Genomic DNA, 19,707 nt, shown 5'->3' on the forward strand with positions numbered 1-19,707 from the left:
GTTTTATAGAAATCAAAAGGTCCCTGAAAGCTCTGCCAAAACATCGATGTTTTGGTCAAATTTGTTCCCGACAATAATGACATTCCTGCCATCCTTGGCAATCAGAAGCTCGCTGCTGCATCTACACTGGGATTTCTGTCTCTTCGATTTAACTTTATATGTAGAAGAAAAAAGATAAAAGCACAAATATCAATAGTTTTACCTGCCCAAAAATTCCATTTGAATTGAGGACGTTGAAGAAAATAGCGTGAGCCTGACAGGACGTCAGGCTAGCTTTCGAGGTGCAGGGATGCACCATCGGAAGCGTTAGCATTTTCGAAGAAGGCCGAAGCAGTAATCAAACGAAGTCAAAAGCTGGATCAATCCCCATCGAAAATCATGCGCTTTTCAGCATTTTTCGTCGGGGCGCTGAGGGTTTGTTAAGGGGTACTAGCGCTTTACCCCTTGACTCTGGTGTGGGCGAAGCGCCACGACTTTCAAACTAAAACTATTCATTTAAAAGGGTTTTATCGATTCAATTTATCCCATCCAACTACCAATCCCTTCCAATTAACTATTAACGATTAACTATTAACTACCCAGTGCTTCATCAAACCCATCTAGCTCAATCACTTCCCCTGCATCCATATCATCAATATGGATATCCCCAATCCGTACTCTCACTAATCGCAATGTTGCAAACCCCACTGCAGCTGTCATTTTACGTATTTGACGATTCTTGCCTTCACACAAAGTAATTGATACCCAGCTGGTTGGCCCATGTCTTGGGTCGCGGATTTTACGCCCTCGACTAGGTAATTCTGGGTCGGCTTTTAACTTAAAGGCTTTGCAAGGTAAGGTGAGATATTTACTGCCATTTATGCCAATTTCAACGCCGCTTTGTAACAGTAAAATCGCCTCAGGGGTAATATCACCGTCAACCTGCACATAGTATTCTTTCTCGATGCCTTTACTGCGAACCTTATGACTCATCATGCCGTCTGTTGTCAGTAGCAACAGTCCTTCTGAGTCATGGTCTAATCGGCCAATTGCCATGGTTTTTTCAGGAAAAGCATGCAGCTCCCCCAGTAAGTGCTTTTTCTTACGAGTTTCAGGCACAAACTGACTTAAAAAACCAAAGGGTTTAAAGATTTTAAAATGCTGATGAGTTTGGGTTGTTTCAGAATTTGGCGCTTGTTCTGAAGCAGTAACTTCAGTTAACCCAGCTTGGTTAATGGTCGGCATTTAGCTGTGCTCGTTGTTGCAATATGATGGGAGTGAGTAGCTAGTATAAAGCGAGATGACTTAGGATGCACAGAGCACTACCCAAGCAGGCTTGTACTCTGTGATTCAATGACGGAGTTTGATGGTTATGCTGGGTACTTGATCCGCAGTAAACCTGCGAGCGAAAATGAAGGCGGTATTCACAGTGGCCAAGGTATTTTAGACTCACTCACCTTAACTGACTCCTAAACTGCATGCGTTAATTAGCTTTTTATTCATCAGAGGCTAATTTCTCAGACAAGCCTTGTAAACTATTAACGACCCGTGTCGGCTTAATCTCCCACGGGTCAAATATAGCTTGAGGACTACGCTGAACCCATGCGGCGTACATGCCAGCTGATATGGCGCCAGTCACATCAAATGGGTTACTGGAGATGAGCCATGTGTTAGCTGCAACACTGTCTGCTCGGCTTAAAAAGTGCTGATAAATAGCAGGGTTAGGCTTAAAGGTTTGAATTTCATCAGCGCTCACTACACCTTCAAAAAATTCTGCAATACCTGCCGAGGTTAATAAGGTTTCAACCGCTTCATTAGTGCCATTTGAGAAAGCAAATAAACGATACCCTTCGGCTTTAAGGGCAAGCAAGCTGGGTTTAACGTCATCAAATGCTGGCAAGGTTTTATAGCTTTCGAGTAAGGTATGTTTTTGAGCTTGAGTTAATTCGATTTGATAATACAGGCAGCTATAATCTAGCGCTTGGCGGGTACACTCACTAAAAGGAACATAGTTTTTCATCAACCCTCGACGAAAAGAATACTCTAATTGTTTCTCACGCCAGGTAGTGGAAAATAAATAAGCTTTGTCACCCATCATAGTGTGCAACTGCGCTAATACACCATGGGTATTAATTAAGGTGCCATAAACATCAAATGCGAGTGTTGTAGCCATGCTAGCTCCCCAAAAAAGCCATCAATAGGCTAGGCGTTTAATTTAACAGAAAATGGTTAACGACATGCTTTTAGCTGTGAGCTATCAAAAACAGCATCGATTAGATCTTGAATCGTTTTATCGTCTTGATTCGCATGTGCATAGGTTCTTATACCTATAATTTGCACCTGAATAAAACGCGCTAATGCTTGTGGATCTTGTTTAGCATCTAGCTCGCCCAATGCTTGTGCTTCAGATAATAACGCGGCAAATTCTGACTCAACCATTGCTAATGCATTTTTGGTTTCTGCTAATAAATCGGCATTATCTTCAGTTAATTCTGCAACTGTTTTCACCAACATACACATACCGCTCGGGGCTGCAGGTTTATTACAAATGACAGAGCGTTCAATAAACAGTTTTAATGCTTTTATTGGCGAGCCAGCATCGACGCGACACTTCGCTAGCATCTCAACACCCATTTGAGCATAGTATTGTAAAGCCTCTTTAAACAGTCCTTCTTTACTACCAAAGCTGGCATAAATACTACCAGGGCGTAGATCGATCACTTCTTGCAGGTTGCGCATTGAAGTGGCGTGAAAACCTTTTTCCCAATATAGGTTGGCCGCTTTTTGAATCGTTTCGTCACGATTGAACTTGGCTGGTTTACTCATAAAACTCCCCTTATCACGGACTCTCACAACGTACTTTCATCACGTATTAAGGTCAATGTTTTGAACGATTGCTCAATTTTATAATGAACGACTGTTCAAGTCTAGTGAGCGTTAACCATGATTTACTATGACCTATAACAGCTGCACTGGCAGTTTTTGGGTTTATCTGATTTAATCACCTTAATCACTTTAATAAATGACGCAACTTGGTGCCAAGGCTCAAACAACTGAACTTCAATAACCATCAGGCCAAATTTCGATCTAGGCCATTATCCCCAATGACACTATCGATAGTGTTAATGGTATTGCTGTGTCAGTTATTTACCATGAGCAGTGCATTCTCAGTGCAATATCCTCACGGAGAACATCCATCAGGTGTTGTGCTTGCTCATCATCATGCCCATTTATCACAGCACTCTCATCCTTACCATTACGCTGACATTACGCTTAACCTGCCCTTTAATGCCACTGAGTCACAGGCAGAAATACTGACGGCGAATCACCCTGCTCAGTCCGCTGCAGATCATGAACATTCTAGCCATTCGCACTCAGCAGCTCATCCACCGTTCGAATCCACTTTTACCGCTGAATTTTCTCATTCGAGCACCCTTTCAGATAATCCAGTCAATTATCAAAGTCACCAACTTTCTCCCCCAATCCCGCCACCACATCAATAAGTCACCGACTTTATAATCATATTCTTAATAAGAGTGATTTAACTGACTGTGCAGTCATCGAGGCCAAACTGAATTATTTCAGCCTAATCTCAATGATTAAGCTCAGTCGTAAAGTGATATTTATAACGCGCGTTTGTGCGTGACTTATTGGAGTTACAACAATGAGCCAACCACTGGCCACAGCCATAAAAATGGCCGTGATATTCATGGGGCTTTTCGCTTCATTTTCCTTATTTGCCCACGGAGTAGATGAAACTACTCGACAGTTTTTAACCCAAAATCAAGGGGTATCAATACTGCCCTTTATCTATATTGGCGCTAAACATATGGTGACAGGTTACGATCACTTACTGTTTCTAGTAGGAGTGATTTTCTTTTTATATCGTGCCAAGGATGTCCTGTTATATGTCAGCCTTTTCACCTTAGGTCATAGTGTTACTTTATTGTGGGGCGTATTTAACGACATCAATATCAATGCCTATTTAATCGATGCCATTATTGGGTTTTCTATTATTTATAAAGGTTTTGATAACTTGGGAGGTTTTAAACGTTTATGGGGAATTCAGCCCAATACCAAACTGGCCGTACTAATTTTTGGCTTGTTTCACGGCTTTGGTTTAGCCACCAAAATACAAGAATTTAATTTGCCGCAAGATGGTTTAGTCACCAACATTATTGCGTTTAATGTCGGTGTCGAAATAGGTCAATTCATGGCCCTAGCCTTGGTGTTAATTCTAATGAGTGCATGGCGTCGAAGTCCGAGTTTTATGCGTTTTTCAGTCGCGACTAACACTGGGTTAATGAGCGCAGGCCTTATGCTCGTGGGCTTTCAACTAACGGGGTATTTCGTCAGTTAATGGCGTTATTAGCTTAATTATCCACACGCTTTACCCATAACGTTAATAAATTGATTTAAAAAGGATTGACCATGCAACATTCTGACAATAATGACGTGCAAGTGCAGTCAACAGCCACACTAATCAAAGCCAGCGTCATCGCTACCGTTATCGGTATTTTAGTACTCGCGGTCGCCATATTACCTGCTGAATACAGCATCGATCCGACCGGTATTGGCACAGCCTTAGGGTTAACCAAAATAGCTCAAGCAGCTGAAATAGGGACTATTGAAAATGCAGGAAGTGTGATTAATGAAGAAAGTGTAGATGGTATTGAGAGTGCAGAATTAGTCATTGTCACCGCGCCCTTAGTTGCCGACATTAAACAAGCCCGAAAAACGTCAGCGGTAAGATCGGATAGCGTCAATGTGGTTATTCCTGCAGGCAAAGGCTTGGAATATAAATTACTGCTCAATCAATTTACTCATTTAACCTATCAATGGCACACCCTTGATGAAGCCCCGTTGTTTTTTGACTTTCACGGTGAGCCCCAAGGCGATACCACTGGCTATTATGAAAGCTACAACATTAGTACTGCAAATAAAGTGACTGGCTCATTAACCACCCCTTTTGCAGGTGCCCATGGTTGGTATTGGAAAAACACCAGCGATGCTGCCATTACCGTGGTACTCAGCACGACTGGGGCCTATAACATTAAAGGCTGATTGGCTTAATGGTTAGTGGTTAGTGGTGATGAGTCATCAAACTAAATCAAAAAACTGAATCAAAAAACGGAATCAAAAAAATCCACTGTCGATTATCTTAGCGATACTCTGATAGTGGATTTTTATTAGAGAGCCCTATTTCAAAGCCAAACCATCAACAGCTTCAGTTAAAAAAGCTAAAAATATCTAAAATCAGGCCAAACCCTCTAAAAAACTCTATTTTTAAAACAGTTCACTCATCAAATCTGCCCATCTTTAGCTAATGTCCTCGGCGGAAGCAATACTAATAATCCTAAAATTAAGATGATAATGATGAACAATAAAAAGCACATATTGGCATATAGCATGTCACTGGCCGCTCTTGTTATGGCAGGGTGTGGTAACGATGGCCGTGATGGTGAAGACGGTATTTCACCACCACCTAGCAGCCCTTCAGCAAAGGTTTTATCCCTAGATATTGAAGATGTTTCTGTCTCTGAGGGTAATATTACTCTTAAATTCTCTGCTGAAAATGAACAAGGTACGCCAGTCACAAAAATTAACAGCATTAGAGTGGAAGCCGCTCAGTTACTCGCACCAAGTAATGGTGATAGCTCTGCTTGGCAATATCTGCTCAACGAAACCTGCAATGAAGAGTGCCCTGGAGAGTTAACCGACTTTGCTAACGGCCAATACCAATACACCATGGGTACCAACCTAGCCGATAGCAGTTACTTTCCAAATGGCTATGATGCAAGTTTACCCCAACGCGTTATCCTCCGCGTAAATGGCACTGAGTTAGTGCCGACCACATATCAAAACACTGATTACATGGTCGATGGTTCTGAGCTATCGTTCACCCGTAATATTGTCGATAGTCAAACATGTTTAAGCTGTCATGAAGACATTGCCAGCATTAAACATGGCGGTGATAGCCTAGAAAACTGTGCCACTTGCCACTCAGCAGGCAGAGTCGATGATGATAAAACATGGCCTATCATTGCTCATCAAGCTCATATTGGTGTTAGCTCTGAGACCGTTGGTAACTGTTTAGCTTGTCACAACAATGAAGAAACAACCGAACACACTGAAGCGCTAAACTGGCAAACAATGCCAACTCGTGAAAATTGCTCTAGTTGTCATAACTTAGAAGAAGCCAACATAGATCATAGCGGTATGAGTGATAACAGCCAGTGCTCAAGCTGCCATAGTGCCGAGCATGTCTATGATAAACACCGAGGCAAAGCCGATGCCGGTATCGCTGGCCGCAGCCTAATGAATGTCAACATTAGCGATGCGAAGATTGTTGATGTTGAAGGTGAATCCTTTGCAGAAATCGTGGTTGGACTTGAAGATCAACAAGGCCAACCGCTGCCTTTTACTAGCACAGAAGCGAAAGATTGGGATTATTTATCCGGGCTTGAGTTGTACGTAAACTGGGGCATTGATGTTAATTTCACCCAAGGGCAACAAGACGGTATAGGGCTTGCTGGTCACATGGGACAAGGCCGCGGCTATACTGTTTACGGTAAAACCACCAAACGAATGACGTCAGAGCAAAGCGGATTACGTCCCTTAACGCCTGTGCATGCATTAGTTGATGGCAATCTTGTTTACCGGGTCGGGCCAATTGAGATGAATGATACCTTTGCAGGTGACACCTCAGACAATTATGGCTTTATCTCGAATCGAGTCTTTTTCTGTACGGATGATTTAGGTCAATCAGCGACCTGTGGTGCCGAAGGCGTTAAGAGCAATGCTACTTATAACAAACGTTGGTTCTTTGATGCCAATGGCCTGCGTGATGAAATTAAACGTCGCCCAATTGTGTCAAACAAAAATTGCGGTTCTTGTCATGGTTACAATGAAGAAACGGATACTACCGAGCTAAATTGCCGCAGTTGTCACTCTCGCAATACTGAGTCAAACCTCGAGCTGGCGAATACGACCTGTTTCTCCGGTAATGACGGTGAAGAAGCTATTGCATTTAAGCCTATGATGCCTCGCGGTAAAGGCTACGGCACCTCAACTGCTGATATCGTTGATGCATGTGTCGCATGTCATAATCCCAATACTCCGCCGACCCAAGCCATTCGCGAACGTCATACTGTGCAAGGTGACAAAGACTTTGTTGAGCAACTCGTTGTGAGTCACCCAGATCATAAAATCTGGATGCATTCATTACATAACAACCAGCGGGCAACTCAGAAACAACCGGATTGGATCCGCTCAGTAAATTACCCCGCTAACCAAGCCAACTGTTACCGTTGTCATGAAGGTGACACTTTTGGTGCAGAGCGTTTAACTGAAGAAGGCAAACCCTTAGCATTGGATCTGACTTATGATCCTGATAGCAGAGCATATCCGGCCACTGATGTTAACGTCGATGCTTATGTGAGCCCAGTGTCGGCAACTTGTTATTCATGCCATGCCAAGCGGTATGACGAAGACAGCAATACCATGGTAATTAAGCCCCATGTACGTGCGCATATGGAGCAAAATGGCGGTCGTTTTGGTGTCCCTAAGGATGAACTGGAAACAGAATCCTGTGTGACTTGCCATAAATTAGACAAACTCAAACAACAGCATAAATTGAATTAATCCCCAAATTCATCATCACTCCACCAAAGGGGCATTTATGCCCCTTTTATTTGAGGAAGGTCATTTTTTTTGACCACTTTCACATCAATATCAACCACATTTCGCTATATTATATCTCTTCTAACGCACTCAGGAATTTTCATGTTGTTGCTGGCCAACTTGCTATTCGATTCTGACAAACAAACCCTGACGGATGCTAGAACAGGTGAGCAGCACTCATTATCGTTTTCAGAAAATGCAGTATTAAAACATCTAATACTGGCTGAAGGTGTCGCCACTAAAACCGATTTACAATCAGCTGGTTGGCCTAACCGCAATGCGACTGATGCATCTCTCAATCAATGCATCAGTACCTTAAGACGAAAGCTTGCTAGCGATGAGTCAATAGAGCTTAAAACCATTCCGCGTCATGGTTACGCATTAAGCGCGCCACAGGCAACAAAGCAAAACAAAAATCCCCGTGCAACCCTAACCATGAAGGCTATGGTTATATTGATATTTTTGAGTATCATTATCGCCGTTATAGGGTATAGATTATGGCAACCGTCCTCAGTAAACCTGCCTTTTACGTTATGCCAACAACATCCATTAACAGCAGTAATTGAGGCGACCTCAGAAGATCACTGTGATTCATTGCCGCTGCCCATCATTAATCCATCCCAGCCCCAATGGCTAGGACAACACAATCATTACTACAGTTTAGCAATGTGCCCAGAAGGTGATTGCGCTCAAACGGGCTTGCTCAATACCGTTAGCCATAACGCCTTAATATCTTCAGTACAATTACAGCAGCTGACGCAAAAGATACAGCTCACCACCACGCCGTCCAGAAATCAATTAACCTTACCCAAAGCGGCTGTACAAACAACTGAATTAACCGAGCAACATTATAATAATTATATTTATTATCCGACTGAATCTGGTGGCATCGTAAGAGTCGATTTTAGGATGGCCTTGCTCTACAACGAAGACAAAGCAGGCATTATGACGGTTGATGCCTGTATTAGCCTGTTAAATTGCGATGGGGCATCGATACAGTTTCAAGCTCGTTATCAATTTAATGAGCAACAAATAGAGCAAGAAGGTCACAACATAAGTGTATTTTTCATGACCGTTGACCATCAACACCTCACTCCAGATCAACATTTAGGAAAACAAGGCGAACTGTTCACTTTTTACAGCTCGTTGCGCCGCAGCCTATTGTTCGATAATGATATTCGCTACTACCGCCTACAAGATGATGAGCATTATGGTGTATGGCAGTTACCACTGTTAGGCAATCCGGTAGCATGGCTGCATCGACAACAATTAGCGCTATAGTACCTATTGATGAGCCCATTTCACATTCTTGATTGTTGAGTGTTGAGTGTTGAGTGTTGAGTGTTGAGTGTTGATTGCAGGTGGCAGAGTACTCAGTAGGACTAAGCACAACGCGATATAGGGACTTGGTCATCTTGTCTTGCCCGTTTGTATTGGAAACAATACTGCGATGCCGTTGTTACCGGGGTAATTAACGATAAAAAAATCCACTGTCGATTATCTTAACGATACTCTGATAGTGGATTTTTTAAATCATAACCTAGCGCTGTGCAGCAACAGGCTTACTTTTGCGTTTTACGGTATTGATCGAAATTAGCGATATAGTCGTCCATGTTACCTTCAAGCATCTTGCGATACTCTTCGACGTAATACTCCATCATATCCGCTTTTTTCTGCTGCATTTGTTCTGCACTCTCAAAACCTGTAGAACCGAACCAAGCGTTATAGCGCGATAGTGAATACATAAAAGAAGCGCTAATTTCACCAGTTTTAATTTCTGGGTCTTGGTTGTGCTCATTAGCCACGTTAATAAACTGGTTTGCACGATCGTAAAATGCTTTATTTGGAGCTGAATCTGACATGCTTAGGTCCTTAATAATGAGCCATTAGTGTGCCGACTTTGCGGCAAACCTTATCTATATTCAGATTAACGCGCTTTCACGCCTCTATACTGTAATGTTGTTCACACTCTACAATGGTGAGTTTTGATAACTGTGACCCGCATCATTTTGCAGGTAAGTAAAACCAACTTAAGCTGATTTAAAAGATCTTCCCTAGGGTCAAGTATACCGTTTTATGATGCAAGTCATTTATACCAACCCCCAAAACTGCAGGCCCGAACCCAGTTTCAGTACCGACAAAAATGCTCGACGCATAAATGAGGTCGCCTAAATCTCGTTCACTCTTATACTGCCAAACATTGCCCATCTCAGCTGAGACACCGAGATATATTGGAATGGCTTTACCTCCGAACCCATGCCAATCAATACGATATTGGTACACTAAAGACCCATAAGCTAACTGTGAGCCGACTAAGGCATCTTTATGTAAGCCGGATAAGTTGAGAAAACCACCCAATTTATGGGTATGAATTAAGCTTACTTGGTTGCTGTCAGTACCACTAAGATTAACTTTACTGATTAATGTATGTTGCCTGTAACTTTGAGCATGTTTGAAAACAAACTCATAATTAAACAGTTCAGTATCATCAAGCATCTCGCCTAGAATAGGTACGACAACAGGTGCTAAGTTATCTTTGTTATAGGCGCCTCTAAGATAAAGCAAGGTGCCTTCACGGGGGAAACTATAACTGTCTAATGAGTCATAGCTTAGCAATGCAAAACTAGAATAAGTGTCATAATCAATATCTAAGTTAAACACTGAATCGGTTTCAATATTGCCCTTTTCAGTCGAAAAACCTAACTCAAAAATCATGTCATTAATCAAATTAATGCCAATCGCTGTGCTGACATGGTGAGCACTATTATCTGTACTGAGACCACGTTCGTTATCCCAGTAATACAATTGCTCCTCTTGAGAGAATTGATATCGCGTTTTCCAGTAGTAAGTATCGAGCGCATCTAAAGGTAAGCGGTATTCAGCGGCCAGTAACTTTTCTCGCCCAGAGGTGAGTTCGAAACGCAATTGAGCACGAGTGCTGGCCACATTATTCATCGTATACATCAAATCAAGCTTCAAATCAGACACTTCACCAAAGTCTTCTTCCCATGAAAAGCCAATATCAAAAAAATTAGGCCCCCAACTTTTTTGCTGCGCGTTGAGTACCAGTTGTTTATTATTATCGTCGTCACGGACAGTTTCGACTTCAACTCGCTCAAATTCATTTAATGCGTAAACTCTATCTATTGCTGCAACGATATCTTCAGCCTTAGGTCTATCACCCTCTTTGACTGCAAAAGCCGATTCAATCTGCTTGTTATCCACCATACTGTTATTGACCATTGTTATCTGGTGGATAGACTGCTGCTGGAAAGAAAGTAATGACTGCTTATAAGCTAGGCGTTGAGATTGATATTGCTGATAGTATTCCGGCGTTGCTTGCAGTGATAATAATTGTTGTTGATGCTCAATCGCCGCCTGCTCACCATTACTAAAACCCAGTGGCATGCTGCTAAAGTCTGTCGTATCTAGCAGGCTGATGTCTGGTCGAATAAGAATATCTTGTGGTTGTAAATTTTCGATTTGCTGAACCGCATTCGCGCGAGTCATGATGGTAGAAAGCTGGCCTAATATGGAGAAGCTATCTTTTAGCTCAGTTTTAGGCGCTAGTTCTGCGCCAATATCAATCGCAATAACGACATCTGCGCCCATTTTTCTAACGGTATCCGCTGGCATGTTACTCACCATCCCACCATCAACTAAATACATCCCCGCTATTTCTACAGGTTGTAATATGCCAGGAACAGAAGCAGACGCCTGCAATGCCTTTAACAAGTTACCAGATTCAAGTACCACGGCATTACCGCTACTGATATCAGTGGCTATCGCTTTAAACGGAATTGCAAGGTTGTCAAACGAGTCTTGCTTAGGCACCAAGCCTGCTGAGCGAATATATAGATTACCCATTGTCTGGCCACGAAGTACGCCCTGAGGCATAAGAATCTCACCATCAAGCGAGCCAAATTCAAAAGGAAGATTAAACCGATCAAAATCTTGTTTATCATGATAGTTTAATGCCTTACGCGGCACGGCATCATCAAAACCACTGGTCCAATCTAGGTTTAGCATGATTTCTTCAATATCATCAGCACTATAGCCCAACGCATAAAGCCCACCAACATAAGCACCAATACTGGTGCCAGCAATATAATCTACCGCAATCTGATTTTCTTCAAGATAGCGCAACACCCCAACATGGGCTGCACCTTTAGCTCCGCCGCCGCTCAGCGCTAACCCAACTTTTAAACGTGGTGATTTATCGACTTCAATATGACTGCTATCAACGTCTTTTTGAGGTATAGCCGTTTCTAATAATGGCGCTTCGACCCATTGAGGAGCGACATTTGTTAACTCGCTCTTTGAGGCGAGTACATCGCTTTGTGCGTAAACTAGGGTGGGGGAAAAACCACACAGCGTGATTAAACATATTGTAAACCGCACCATTAACTGTTGCGCCTTAGCTTTTTGCCTCCAAACGTTTTGCAGCCAGATCTGTAGCAACCAAATCTGTAGCAACCATATGTTATGTTTCACCTGAATGAGCCCCTTAAAAAATAGGGCGCTATCTTACGAGAGAACAAGGTAAGAAAATAAGGGGCATTCGTGAGTTTAATTGTCTCAAATAGCAGTACAATAGGGTCATTTCAATACTGAATAGATCCATGATTGATTGACTCTATCAGCAAAAATGACTTAATGATTTTCCGTCGCTCACTCAAATTACGCTAATTGACTAATTGTTTACAAAACCACCGCAACAACATACACAACCGCCCCCAACAAAATTAACAAGTGTATTTTTTTACATAAAAAAGTGAAAGCGACATCGGCATGAACGAATTAACATAAGGTAATAAATTATCAAAATATTCGTAGCTCAACCCTGATGTAGCATTAAAATTAAATTATTAAATTACAATCGGTTAAAACAATAAAACACATTAACCTAAGCTAATTAAATTAAACCCAAGTTAGCCACCAGCACCATAAACTCCCTTTTATATTGTTAGCTCAATTTTTTATTTTAATAGTGAGATCTAGAACACTAGAACTGAGCGCACACTTGTACTCATAATGCCTCATTAGCAATATTGACCATTGGAGTTTGTAATGCCTCAAATAACCTGCACACAATGCAGCCAGACAATCGACGCGAACTTAATCAGCTGCCCTCAATGTCAGGCAACTCAAGGATTAGACGCACTTGCTGGGATCGATCCGAATATCCGTATTAAAAATCAGAAATGGGCAATATGGTTTGGGTTCTTATTTGGCGGCTTAGGGCTACATAAATTCTATTTAGGTCAATACCTAAAAGGCAGTCTTTACTTAGTATTCAGCTGGACTTTGGTGCCGTTTGTTGTTGGCTGGATTGACTCTATCCGCACCATGAAAATGAGTTCATTTAATTTCGAGCAGCAATACAGTAAACGTGCGATTTAGCACGAAAATGCCGATTATATAATGTGTTATTTGCTGTATTCCACGCCTTATTAAGCATTTAATAAGGCGTTTTACATTCTTCCACTGACGACTCTTCCTTGCATATTCATGGCTATTATTTTTGCTAGCCAGATCGCTAAACCGTTCAAACTTCTCCCTTTCCTAAACCTCATAGTGCTATAGTAAATTCAGTTTCAAAATAAAGAATTTCAATTCACCATTTCAAGGGTTGCCTATGTTAAATGAGAATCATGCACTTATTTTCGACTTTCCTGAGTTTAAGAAAGACATTGTTTATTTGAATCACAAAGACGAAGCGTTCGAAACCTTATCCAAGCAATATCACTTATTAGATTACGAGATACGCGAGTTAGAAGTTGAAGGAAGCCCAACTGATGATGAGCATATGCATCAGTTAAAAGTACAGCGTGCTAATTTAAAAGATGTATTGTTCCAAAAATTAAAGCAACATCACGACCAAGACGCGTCCTAACTCCTCAAGTTTGAATAAAAGGGGATACATTGAATCCCCTTTGCAGCATTAATAAGCTCTCTTTCCCAAACGACACCTTTGCCCTAACAATGTATCTGGCTCTGAACCATGAGTCGTCATTTATCTAATCCTATTAATGCCATCATAATTAGAATACAGCACCTCTTCTAAACACGGTTTTATGCCATAAGTGTGACCTACATCAACCATCGCACTCAATAACAGACAACAGCATCAAGCAAACATCCTATTAGCAAAACCCCATTTCTGCTAACATACATTACACATTCCTTAACTTCCCCCCAAAGGAAAAATGATGACTCGTTATACCCTTGCCGCGACTTGTATCGCTTTAGCATTATCAACTAGTGCCAATGCAACCACTGTTGAAGAAGAACTGAAAGCATTAAAAGAGCGCATTGAGCAATTAGAAGCTCAACAGAAAAAAGCAGCCGAACAACCACAGGTTATTGAAGAAGTGGAAGTTGCAGTTGTTAACGAAGTCGTCGAAGAAGTTGAGGTCAGCGAAACAACAGAGGCCAAAGTTAATTTTGGCGGCGCTGTCCGTGTTAATTATTCCTATGAAGATTTTAATGACACCAACGCCGATCGCGGTGGCGACTTTGACTTTGACCTATTCCGTATCGATGTTTCCGGCAGTTACGGTGACTTAATTTATTCAGCTCAGTACCGCTGGTTTGAGTACATGAATGTAGTGCAACACGCTTGGATTGGTTATAACTTTGATGAACACCAACAAGGTAAAATCGGTGTCACTCAAGTACCATTCGGCATGCTAACTTACGCATCAAACAACTACTTTTTTAGCTCTAACTTTTATCTTGGCCTTGAAGATGACCACGATATGGGTTTGAACTACACCTATAAAAGCGACGCTAACCGTTTTGACATTGCCTTTTACAAAAACGATGAACAAGGTGGTATAGACGGATATGTGTCAGATCGTACAGACCGTTACGCCTACGATGTTGTGGGTATTCGTCTAGACGGTGAAGATGCTTACGATGCACCAACGGCAGGTTATGAAGCAGGTGAGGTGAATACCTTTAACCTGCGTTATGCACACAACTTTACCTTCGATAAACTGGGTGTTGAGCTCGGTGGTTCTGTACAAGCAGGCCAGTTGGAAATAGCCAACGGCACCGATGGTGACAACTTTGCAGCAGCTATTCACGGTATTCTCGATTACGATCGCTGGAACGTGAAATTACAAGTAACAGATTACGAATACGATGTTGATGGCATGGATGTCGACCGTATTGTGGTTGCCGCTTATCACTTCTATGACTCAATCCCAGCAGAAGCGACCACTTACATCGCTAATGTGGCTTACAGCTTACCAGTCGATTTTGGCCCAGTATCTAACCTCACCTTCTACAATGATTATTCTTTAGTGACGGGTAAGTCAGCCTCACTTGAAGACACCTTTATGAATGTCACCGGTATGGCGGTTTCAGCCGGCGGTTTATACACCTACTTCGACTATGTAGTAGCTGAGAACCAACCATTCATCGGCGGCACAATGGTCGGTGATGGTGACACCAATAAACGATTCAATATTAACTTCGGTTACTATTTTTAGGCCTTGTTAACCGTTGTTTATAGTTGCAAATAGTTGCAAATAGTTGCAAATAGTTGCAAATAGTTGCAAATAGTTATTAATGCCTGAACTTAGATAATAGTTTAGGTAATGATTTAGACATCAAAAAGCCCGCTATCGAAAGATAAGCGGGCTTTTTATTGAATGCGACGACTGGCTGAAAAGCGATTTTTCAGTTCTGGCCTTCATTAACCTCAGTATTTTAATCACTGAATATTAAGTCACAAATATTCAGCAGCAACGAAAGTGAGTAGGGAGTTTGATATATAGCAATTAATCATGGGTGGCTATGTTGCTTTACAATCCATAGCCGACACCTTTATAAACTTCTTTTATCCTATGGTAACGAGACTGCCTACTGTCATTTATGTGTAAAGATCATTAATTATGGGGGGCCATACTATTGCTCACACTATTGATTTTAATAATTTCACCCTAAAAATTCGAAAAATAAGCGGTTGCTATTTTAAATAACAATCGCTTTATTGAAATAAGTTTAGCTTAACATTGCCGTTACGTCTGAGCTAAGTTAATTGAGTGATACCGGATCCCCCCAGCCTATTACTTTTACACTTTCTGTCCTGCTTATCACTTCGATGATTAGATCCATTTCGTATTCTTCATCTCGATCTGACGTTCTAGTTCTAATAGTGCGAAGTATCCTCGCTCTCCATGGTGTATTTAGCATTTCTATTTCAAGGTCTGCATTCATTTTCTTACTATGTCTCGGTGGAATAGTTGTTCCAGGGATAGGTATTTGAGTTTCGCTTGTCGTCGAATCTGAGGTGCTCCTAGATTCGCCTCCGCTCGCCGTAACCGACATATTGACACTACCTATTCCGTAGCTAATACCTGTTTCGATCGTCATACCCACTTCCCAATGATACTCGTGGCTCGTTGTATTCTGTGGAATAAACTTTGCCACAACAGCTTGAACCTGAAGAAGGCTTTCACTTGCAGGGTTTTCTGCTAAATACTTTGCACCTTTTAATCGTCCAGAACCAAGTTTCTTAGAAGAATAGACCACTTCAGGCTCTCCAGTCCGTTTAGGTTTTCCCTGAAGTGTGTCTGTAACTGCTAAGGAAACGATGTCAAAGAAAAAATCATAGCGGCGCGAGCCTGTGTTTGCGGGAGCTCGATTAGAACTACCTCCCGAATTAGCAGCTGCTGAGGTATAGCCAAGACTGCGAACGCCACTAGCATCTCTCTCGGAGTGCAAGTAGTATTTTTTACGAAACCTGCCATCCTCATCACCTTGAAGAAAGGAAATGCGGAAGCGATTGCCGTCAGGCTCGAATTTTTCCAATTTCATTTCGTAGGCACGATCTAATTTCCCAGCCTTTCTGTTCATTGGACTGTTTTCAGGTGCAATATCGTCACTAAGAACATTTGACTCGCTCTCCGAGGGCGGAGCCCACTTCAAGAACCTATTTTCATTACCTATCTTTGTGGTAATTAACCGTATAACAAGATCGTTTGTGGTGCTGTGGTCACCAAGAACCTCCACCATATACTCCCCCTCTCTACCATTCTGACTGGTCGGCCCATAAAGATTTGAACCATCTGACAAGATCCCCACAGGAGCAATATTAATACCTCCCCAAGCATCATAGAAATACACTATTTTTCCTGATGTGAGCGCATGAGCATGATGGACAGGCTCAGGTTGATTTGGCTTCCATTTCTTTTTAGCTTCGTCAAGATAGCTCTGCTTATCAATTTGAAACCAGGTCCTAGCTTGGGCTGATTGAAATGGCAATATACAAATCACTATTACCATTATTACTACTGAAAGTTGTTTTTTCACCTTTTGCTCCTTAGTTAAACCGCTAGGTTCATTTTGAGTATGCTTTTTGAATCGGAGTGATGAGTGACCACAAGGGGCATCTCCGATTGGTGTAAAGGGCAGTGAAATCTCTCACTGGTATCCTTTGGTACAGCTACAGTTTGAGTAGATAGAGAAATGGATCACGCGATTTGCCTTTTTCGGGTTTCAAAATGCAATATAAATTCACTCGCGCCTAAATAGCCCATTGTTGCAATTTACAGCCCTTCTTTGTCCGCTTACCAAGACCTTATCATTGCGTGCATAAGCGCTAAAATATTCGTCATCATGTTTAATTAACACAAGGTTGCCATCACCTTTTGAATTCATTGCCCACATAAACGATCCTACCGCAACAAGGTTCAAGAATTGGTTAGCTTAATCTTGCTCTTATGCTTAAGCCCCTATTGCTGCCATCGGAGCCAGTCTAATGATTTTAGCTTTCCTACAGCTAACGATATCCACCCGTTTTATTGCGGTTTAATTGCAGATTTAATTGTAGATTTAATTGTAGATTTAATTGTATTTAGGGATATTAGGATTTGCTCTTCAATGTATTACATTGATTTTTACCATACTCATGTGGGCTTGAAGGGTCAATTGACAGAATGGTTGATTTTTAAACAGGCTTTACTTTGTCACTTTTTCCACTCGAAACACCTTTGTAGATACATGAAAAAGTGGCCTAGAAAGGTTAAGTCATAACTATTGGATCATAGTAAACTAAAAAACTTGACTCCACCGACGCCCAGAAGGAGTCGTTACACTTTGATTTAACAACCTTAATTCATATTAAGATTCGATAGCCTTTTATAATGTACTGATATTTTTCACTAGAGAATAACAGCCTATTTAGAATAGTAATTTGCGGAATAAAAGTGGGATTTTACTTTTTGAATCTGTAAACCTATATTACAGATAGCAAATTATCATGACACCCACTTCTAAAATACAACCCAACAACTCTCTTCGTTAATAACAATTACTGCTCAAAAATTCGAAATATCGAAAGTTATTATGTTAATTTTACTCATTTTATCTTGGATATCATCGGTATGACGCTTATGCTGCCGCTGAAACCAACCTTTCATTAACCATTTATCATGGTGGTCATGTCATTTATTACTCGTAACTTTGAATAGACTACATAAAAGCAAACAATAATCACGCTTACCTTCTGGTAAAGCATGAATGAAAATACAAGTAACTTGATGACTTATTGCTTCTTTTATAATTGATAAATAAAATGAATGTCTATGTATTTAGATATTTTCATAGTAATGAAAATACGTTTAAAATTGTCAGTCGTGACAATAGTAGCTTTGCGGTAGTTCAAGGATGAAAATGATGAATGGATATGGAGGCAACTTGAACAGTTCAAGTGATGCTATTATTAATGAAATTAAGGATGTTGTACTTGCTCTTGATTACGAGCGTTATGGCATTAAAAGAAATAGATTACCGCCTCTAGGCATTGATTATTTAGATATTCTCGATGACGTAACAAAGCTTGAACGACAAGAAATTGAAAACATTGCAAAAGAAGTAATTTCAAAGCATAAAAACCCTCAAACTCTGTCCATGTCTCCCCAGCAAAGGCGCCAAATAGAGCAACAAGAGATATGGCAACGTCAAGAACACCGCTCTTTCAGCTCCTTCATGAAAGATTTTTCGAAAGGTTTTTCAATTTATAAACTGCTTATAGCATCTAGCTTACTCATAATTTTCGCAGTGTTAGTGCATATGATGACTAATGATTTACGTGTCAAACTGGTGAACCAAGAGTTAGTTAATGAAAACCAGCAAAAACAAGCAGTATTTGAACAGCAAAAAGCCGTCATGTTAGAAAATGTTCAAAAACAAATTGAAGAACATAATATTAACAGCCAACATTTTTTTGAAGATAACAATAAAAAGTGGTTATTTCAAAGCTTAACTCGTGAATTATCAAGTGCTGGCAAATCTATCAACGATTTCTATCGACAACACCAGCGCCTCCCTAAAAGTAATAAAGAGGTAAGAAAAGTCATTGATAATTTAGAAGAGCAAATAGGTATTAAGGAAGCTTTCATTTCTAACAAACAAGGCATCGCAATTGTTTTAGACTTTGAGTTTGCCGCTGGCACCGTTGTTCACCTGACCCCAACAGAAAGTGGTTATGGAATTCATTGGCGATGTGAAACAAATGCAGATAAAGCCTTATTACAAAACCCTACTCAGCATATTTGTGCACATAACTATAAAACTAAAAGGATGAGTTTGTTGCCTTCAGTATGGGCAGATTAGAATTACACCGTATTTCAAACAATAAAAAGCCCGCTTATCTTTCGATAAACGGGCTTTTAATTTATGAGGTGAGCTGGCCGATAAGCCGGGTCCTGTCTTGGACAGTTATTCATCTAGGCCTGCAATCGCTCACAGGCTCAAGCGACCTACCCGGTCCCAACGCGAGCAGCGCCATACGGGACCCTATTTGGTCTTGCTTCGGATAGAGTTTACCTTGCAACCAACTGTTACCAGTGGCCCGGTGCGCTCTTACCGCACCCTTTCACCCTTACCAACCGAAGTTGGCGGTCTCCTCTCTGCTGCACTTGTCGTCGGTTTACACCGCCCAGGCGTTACCTGGTATCCTGCTCTTTGAAGCCCGGACTTTCCTCCCCGTTCTTGCGAACGCAGCAACTGTCTGGCCAACTCGGCGCGGAT

15 protein-coding genes, 1 other RNA gene and 1 pseudogene are annotated in these 19,707 nt (G+C 41.3%); 10 read left to right on the forward strand and 7 right to left on the reverse strand.

What is annotated here, in order from left to right; genetic code table 11:
* Positions 1–570 precede the first annotated feature (570 nt).
* A complete protein-coding gene (locus Q4600_RS16955) occupies positions 571–1,224 on the reverse strand; it encodes a pseudouridine synthase (protein WP_102527670.1) in 654 nt (217 codons plus the stop codon).
* Positions 1,225–1,335: 111 nt separating this feature from the next.
* Here Q4600_RS16955 and Q4600_RS16960 point away from each other — a divergent pair.
* Positions 1,336–1,452, forward strand: a pseudogene (locus Q4600_RS16960) (hypothetical protein); the annotation flags it as partial.
* A 22-nt stretch (positions 1,453–1,474) separates the two neighbouring features.
* On the opposite strand, the gene Q4600_RS16965 reads toward Q4600_RS16960, so the two are convergent.
* Together Q4600_RS16965 and Q4600_RS16970 are read right to left on the reverse strand one after the other, a co-directional pair.
* Positions 1,475–2,152 carry a haloacid dehalogenase type II gene (locus Q4600_RS16965; protein WP_102527671.1) on the reverse strand — a complete coding sequence of 226 codons (678 nt, stop codon included), beginning with the start codon at positions 2,150–2,152 and terminating at the stop codon, positions 1,475–1,477.
* 56 nt (positions 2,153–2,208) lie between these two features.
* Positions 2,209–2,805, reverse strand: coding sequence for a TetR/AcrR family transcriptional regulator (locus Q4600_RS16970; protein WP_303517270.1), 597 nt, complete (start codon positions 2,803–2,805; stop codon positions 2,209–2,211).
* Positions 2,806–3,083: 278 nt separating this feature from the next.
* Here Q4600_RS16970 and Q4600_RS16975 point away from each other — a divergent pair, with 278 nt between their 5' ends.
* The 5 genes from Q4600_RS16975 to Q4600_RS16995 all read left to right on the forward strand — a co-directional run bounded on the left by Q4600_RS16975 (position 3,084) and on the right by Q4600_RS16995 (position 8,943).
* A complete protein-coding gene (locus tag Q4600_RS16975) occupies positions 3,084–3,482 on the forward strand; it encodes a hypothetical protein (RefSeq protein ID WP_303517271.1) in 399 nt (132 codons plus the stop codon).
* A gap of 161 nt (positions 3,483–3,643) precedes the next feature.
* Complete coding sequence (locus Q4600_RS16980) at positions 3,644–4,339, forward strand: HupE/UreJ family protein (RefSeq protein ID WP_102527674.1); 696 nt, start codon at positions 3,644–3,646, stop codon at positions 4,337–4,339.
* Between the two features lie 71 nt (positions 4,340–4,410).
* The gene (locus Q4600_RS16985; RefSeq protein ID WP_303517272.1) at positions 4,411–5,043 is read left to right on the forward strand and encodes a hypothetical protein; all 633 of its coding nucleotides are present in this window, start codon (positions 4,411–4,413) and stop codon (positions 5,041–5,043) included.
* Between the two features lie 309 nt (positions 5,044–5,352).
* Positions 5,353–7,623: an OmcA/MtrC family decaheme c-type cytochrome gene (locus Q4600_RS16990; RefSeq protein ID WP_303517273.1), complete on the forward strand. Its 2,271-nt coding sequence runs from the start codon at positions 5,353–5,355 to the stop codon at positions 7,621–7,623.
* 141 nt (positions 7,624–7,764) lie between these two features.
* A complete protein-coding gene (locus tag Q4600_RS16995) occupies positions 7,765–8,943 on the forward strand; it encodes a winged helix-turn-helix domain-containing protein (RefSeq protein WP_303517274.1) in 1,179 nt (392 codons plus the stop codon).
* A gap of 281 nt (positions 8,944–9,224) precedes the next feature.
* Here Q4600_RS16995 and Q4600_RS17000 read toward each other — a convergent pair whose 3' ends face one another.
* Together Q4600_RS17000 and Q4600_RS17005 are read right to left on the reverse strand one after the other, a co-directional pair.
* Complete coding sequence (locus Q4600_RS17000) at positions 9,225–9,524, reverse strand: DUF3144 domain-containing protein (protein ID WP_229370896.1); 300 nt, start codon at positions 9,522–9,524, stop codon at positions 9,225–9,227.
* A 178-nt stretch (positions 9,525–9,702) separates the two neighbouring features.
* Positions 9,703–12,066: a patatin-like phospholipase family protein gene (locus tag Q4600_RS17005; protein ID WP_303517275.1), complete on the reverse strand. Its 2,364-nt coding sequence runs from the start codon at positions 12,064–12,066 to the stop codon at positions 9,703–9,705.
* A 666-nt stretch (positions 12,067–12,732) separates the two neighbouring features.
* On the opposite strand from Q4600_RS17005, the gene Q4600_RS17010 reads away from it, so the two are divergent.
* The 3 genes from Q4600_RS17010 (at position 12,733) to Q4600_RS17020 (ending at position 15,161) form a co-directional block, all read left to right on the forward strand.
* Positions 12,733–13,065 carry a TM2 domain-containing protein gene (locus Q4600_RS17010; RefSeq protein WP_102527680.1) on the forward strand — a complete coding sequence of 111 codons (333 nt, stop codon included), beginning with the start codon at positions 12,733–12,735 and terminating at the stop codon, positions 13,063–13,065.
* A gap of 235 nt (positions 13,066–13,300) precedes the next feature.
* A complete protein-coding gene (locus Q4600_RS17015; protein ID WP_102527681.1) occupies positions 13,301–13,558 on the forward strand; it encodes a YdcH family protein in 258 nt (85 codons plus the stop codon).
* Between the two features lie 316 nt (positions 13,559–13,874).
* A complete protein-coding gene (locus Q4600_RS17020) occupies positions 13,875–15,161 on the forward strand; it encodes a carbohydrate porin (RefSeq protein ID WP_303517276.1) in 1,287 nt (428 codons plus the stop codon).
* A gap of 547 nt (positions 15,162–15,708) precedes the next feature.
* Here Q4600_RS17020 and Q4600_RS17025 read toward each other — a convergent pair.
* A complete protein-coding gene (locus tag Q4600_RS17025; RefSeq protein ID WP_303517277.1) occupies positions 15,709–16,986 on the reverse strand; it encodes a hypothetical protein in 1,278 nt (425 codons plus the stop codon).
* 1,362 nt (positions 16,987–18,348) lie between these two features.
* On the opposite strand from Q4600_RS17025, the gene Q4600_RS17030 reads away from it, so the two are divergent.
* On the forward strand, positions 18,349–19,290 hold the full coding sequence (locus Q4600_RS17030) for a hypothetical protein (RefSeq protein ID WP_303524418.1): 942 nt from the start codon (positions 18,349–18,351) through the stop codon (positions 19,288–19,290).
* A gap of 65 nt (positions 19,291–19,355) precedes the next feature.
* Here Q4600_RS17030 and rnpB read toward each other — a convergent pair.
* An RNA gene (gene rnpB, locus Q4600_RS17035) (RNase P RNA component class A) lies at positions 19,356–19,699 on the reverse strand.
* Positions 19,700–19,707: the final 8 nt, after the last annotated feature.

The sequence above is a fragment of the Shewanella sp. 2_MG-2023 genome (assembly GCF_030548905.1).
GTDB lineage: Bacteria > Pseudomonadota > Gammaproteobacteria > Enterobacterales > Shewanellaceae > Shewanella > Shewanella electrodiphila.

Coding starts and splice junctions, on each gene's coding strand:
- Q4600_RS17005 (WP_303517275.1), bottom strand. CDS start 12,066: ATGGTGCGGTTTACAATATGTTTAATCACGCTGTGTGGTTTTTCCCCC.
- Q4600_RS17015 (WP_102527681.1), top strand. CDS start 13,301: ATGTTAAATGAGAATCATGCACTTATTTTCGACTTTCCTGAGTTTAAG.
- Q4600_RS16965 (WP_102527671.1), bottom strand. CDS start 2,152: ATGGCTACAACACTCGCATTTGATGTTTATGGCACCTTAATTAATACC.
- Q4600_RS16970 (WP_303517270.1), bottom strand. CDS start 2,805: ATGAGTAAACCAGCCAAGTTCAATCGTGACGAAACGATTCAAAAAGCG.
- Q4600_RS16975 (WP_303517271.1), top strand. CDS start 3,084: ATGACACTATCGATAGTGTTAATGGTATTGCTGTGTCAGTTATTTACC.
- Q4600_RS17000 (WP_229370896.1), bottom strand. CDS start 9,524: ATGTCAGATTCAGCTCCAAATAAAGCATTTTACGATCGTGCAAACCAG.
- Q4600_RS16980 (WP_102527674.1), top strand. CDS start 3,644: ATGAGCCAACCACTGGCCACAGCCATAAAAATGGCCGTGATATTCATG.
- Q4600_RS16990 (WP_303517273.1), top strand. CDS start 5,353: ATGATGAACAATAAAAAGCACATATTGGCATATAGCATGTCACTGGCC.
- Q4600_RS17030 (WP_303524418.1), top strand. CDS start 18,349: ATGATGAATGGATATGGAGGCAACTTGAACAGTTCAAGTGATGCTATT.
- Q4600_RS17020 (WP_303517276.1), top strand. CDS start 13,875: ATGACTCGTTATACCCTTGCCGCGACTTGTATCGCTTTAGCATTATCA.
- Q4600_RS16995 (WP_303517274.1), top strand. CDS start 7,765: ATGTTGTTGCTGGCCAACTTGCTATTCGATTCTGACAAACAAACCCTG.
- Q4600_RS17010 (WP_102527680.1), top strand. CDS start 12,733: ATGCCTCAAATAACCTGCACACAATGCAGCCAGACAATCGACGCGAAC.
- Q4600_RS16985 (WP_303517272.1), top strand. CDS start 4,411: ATGCAACATTCTGACAATAATGACGTGCAAGTGCAGTCAACAGCCACA.
- Q4600_RS16955 (WP_102527670.1), bottom strand. CDS start 1,224: ATGCCGACCATTAACCAAGCTGGGTTAACTGAAGTTACTGCTTCAGAA.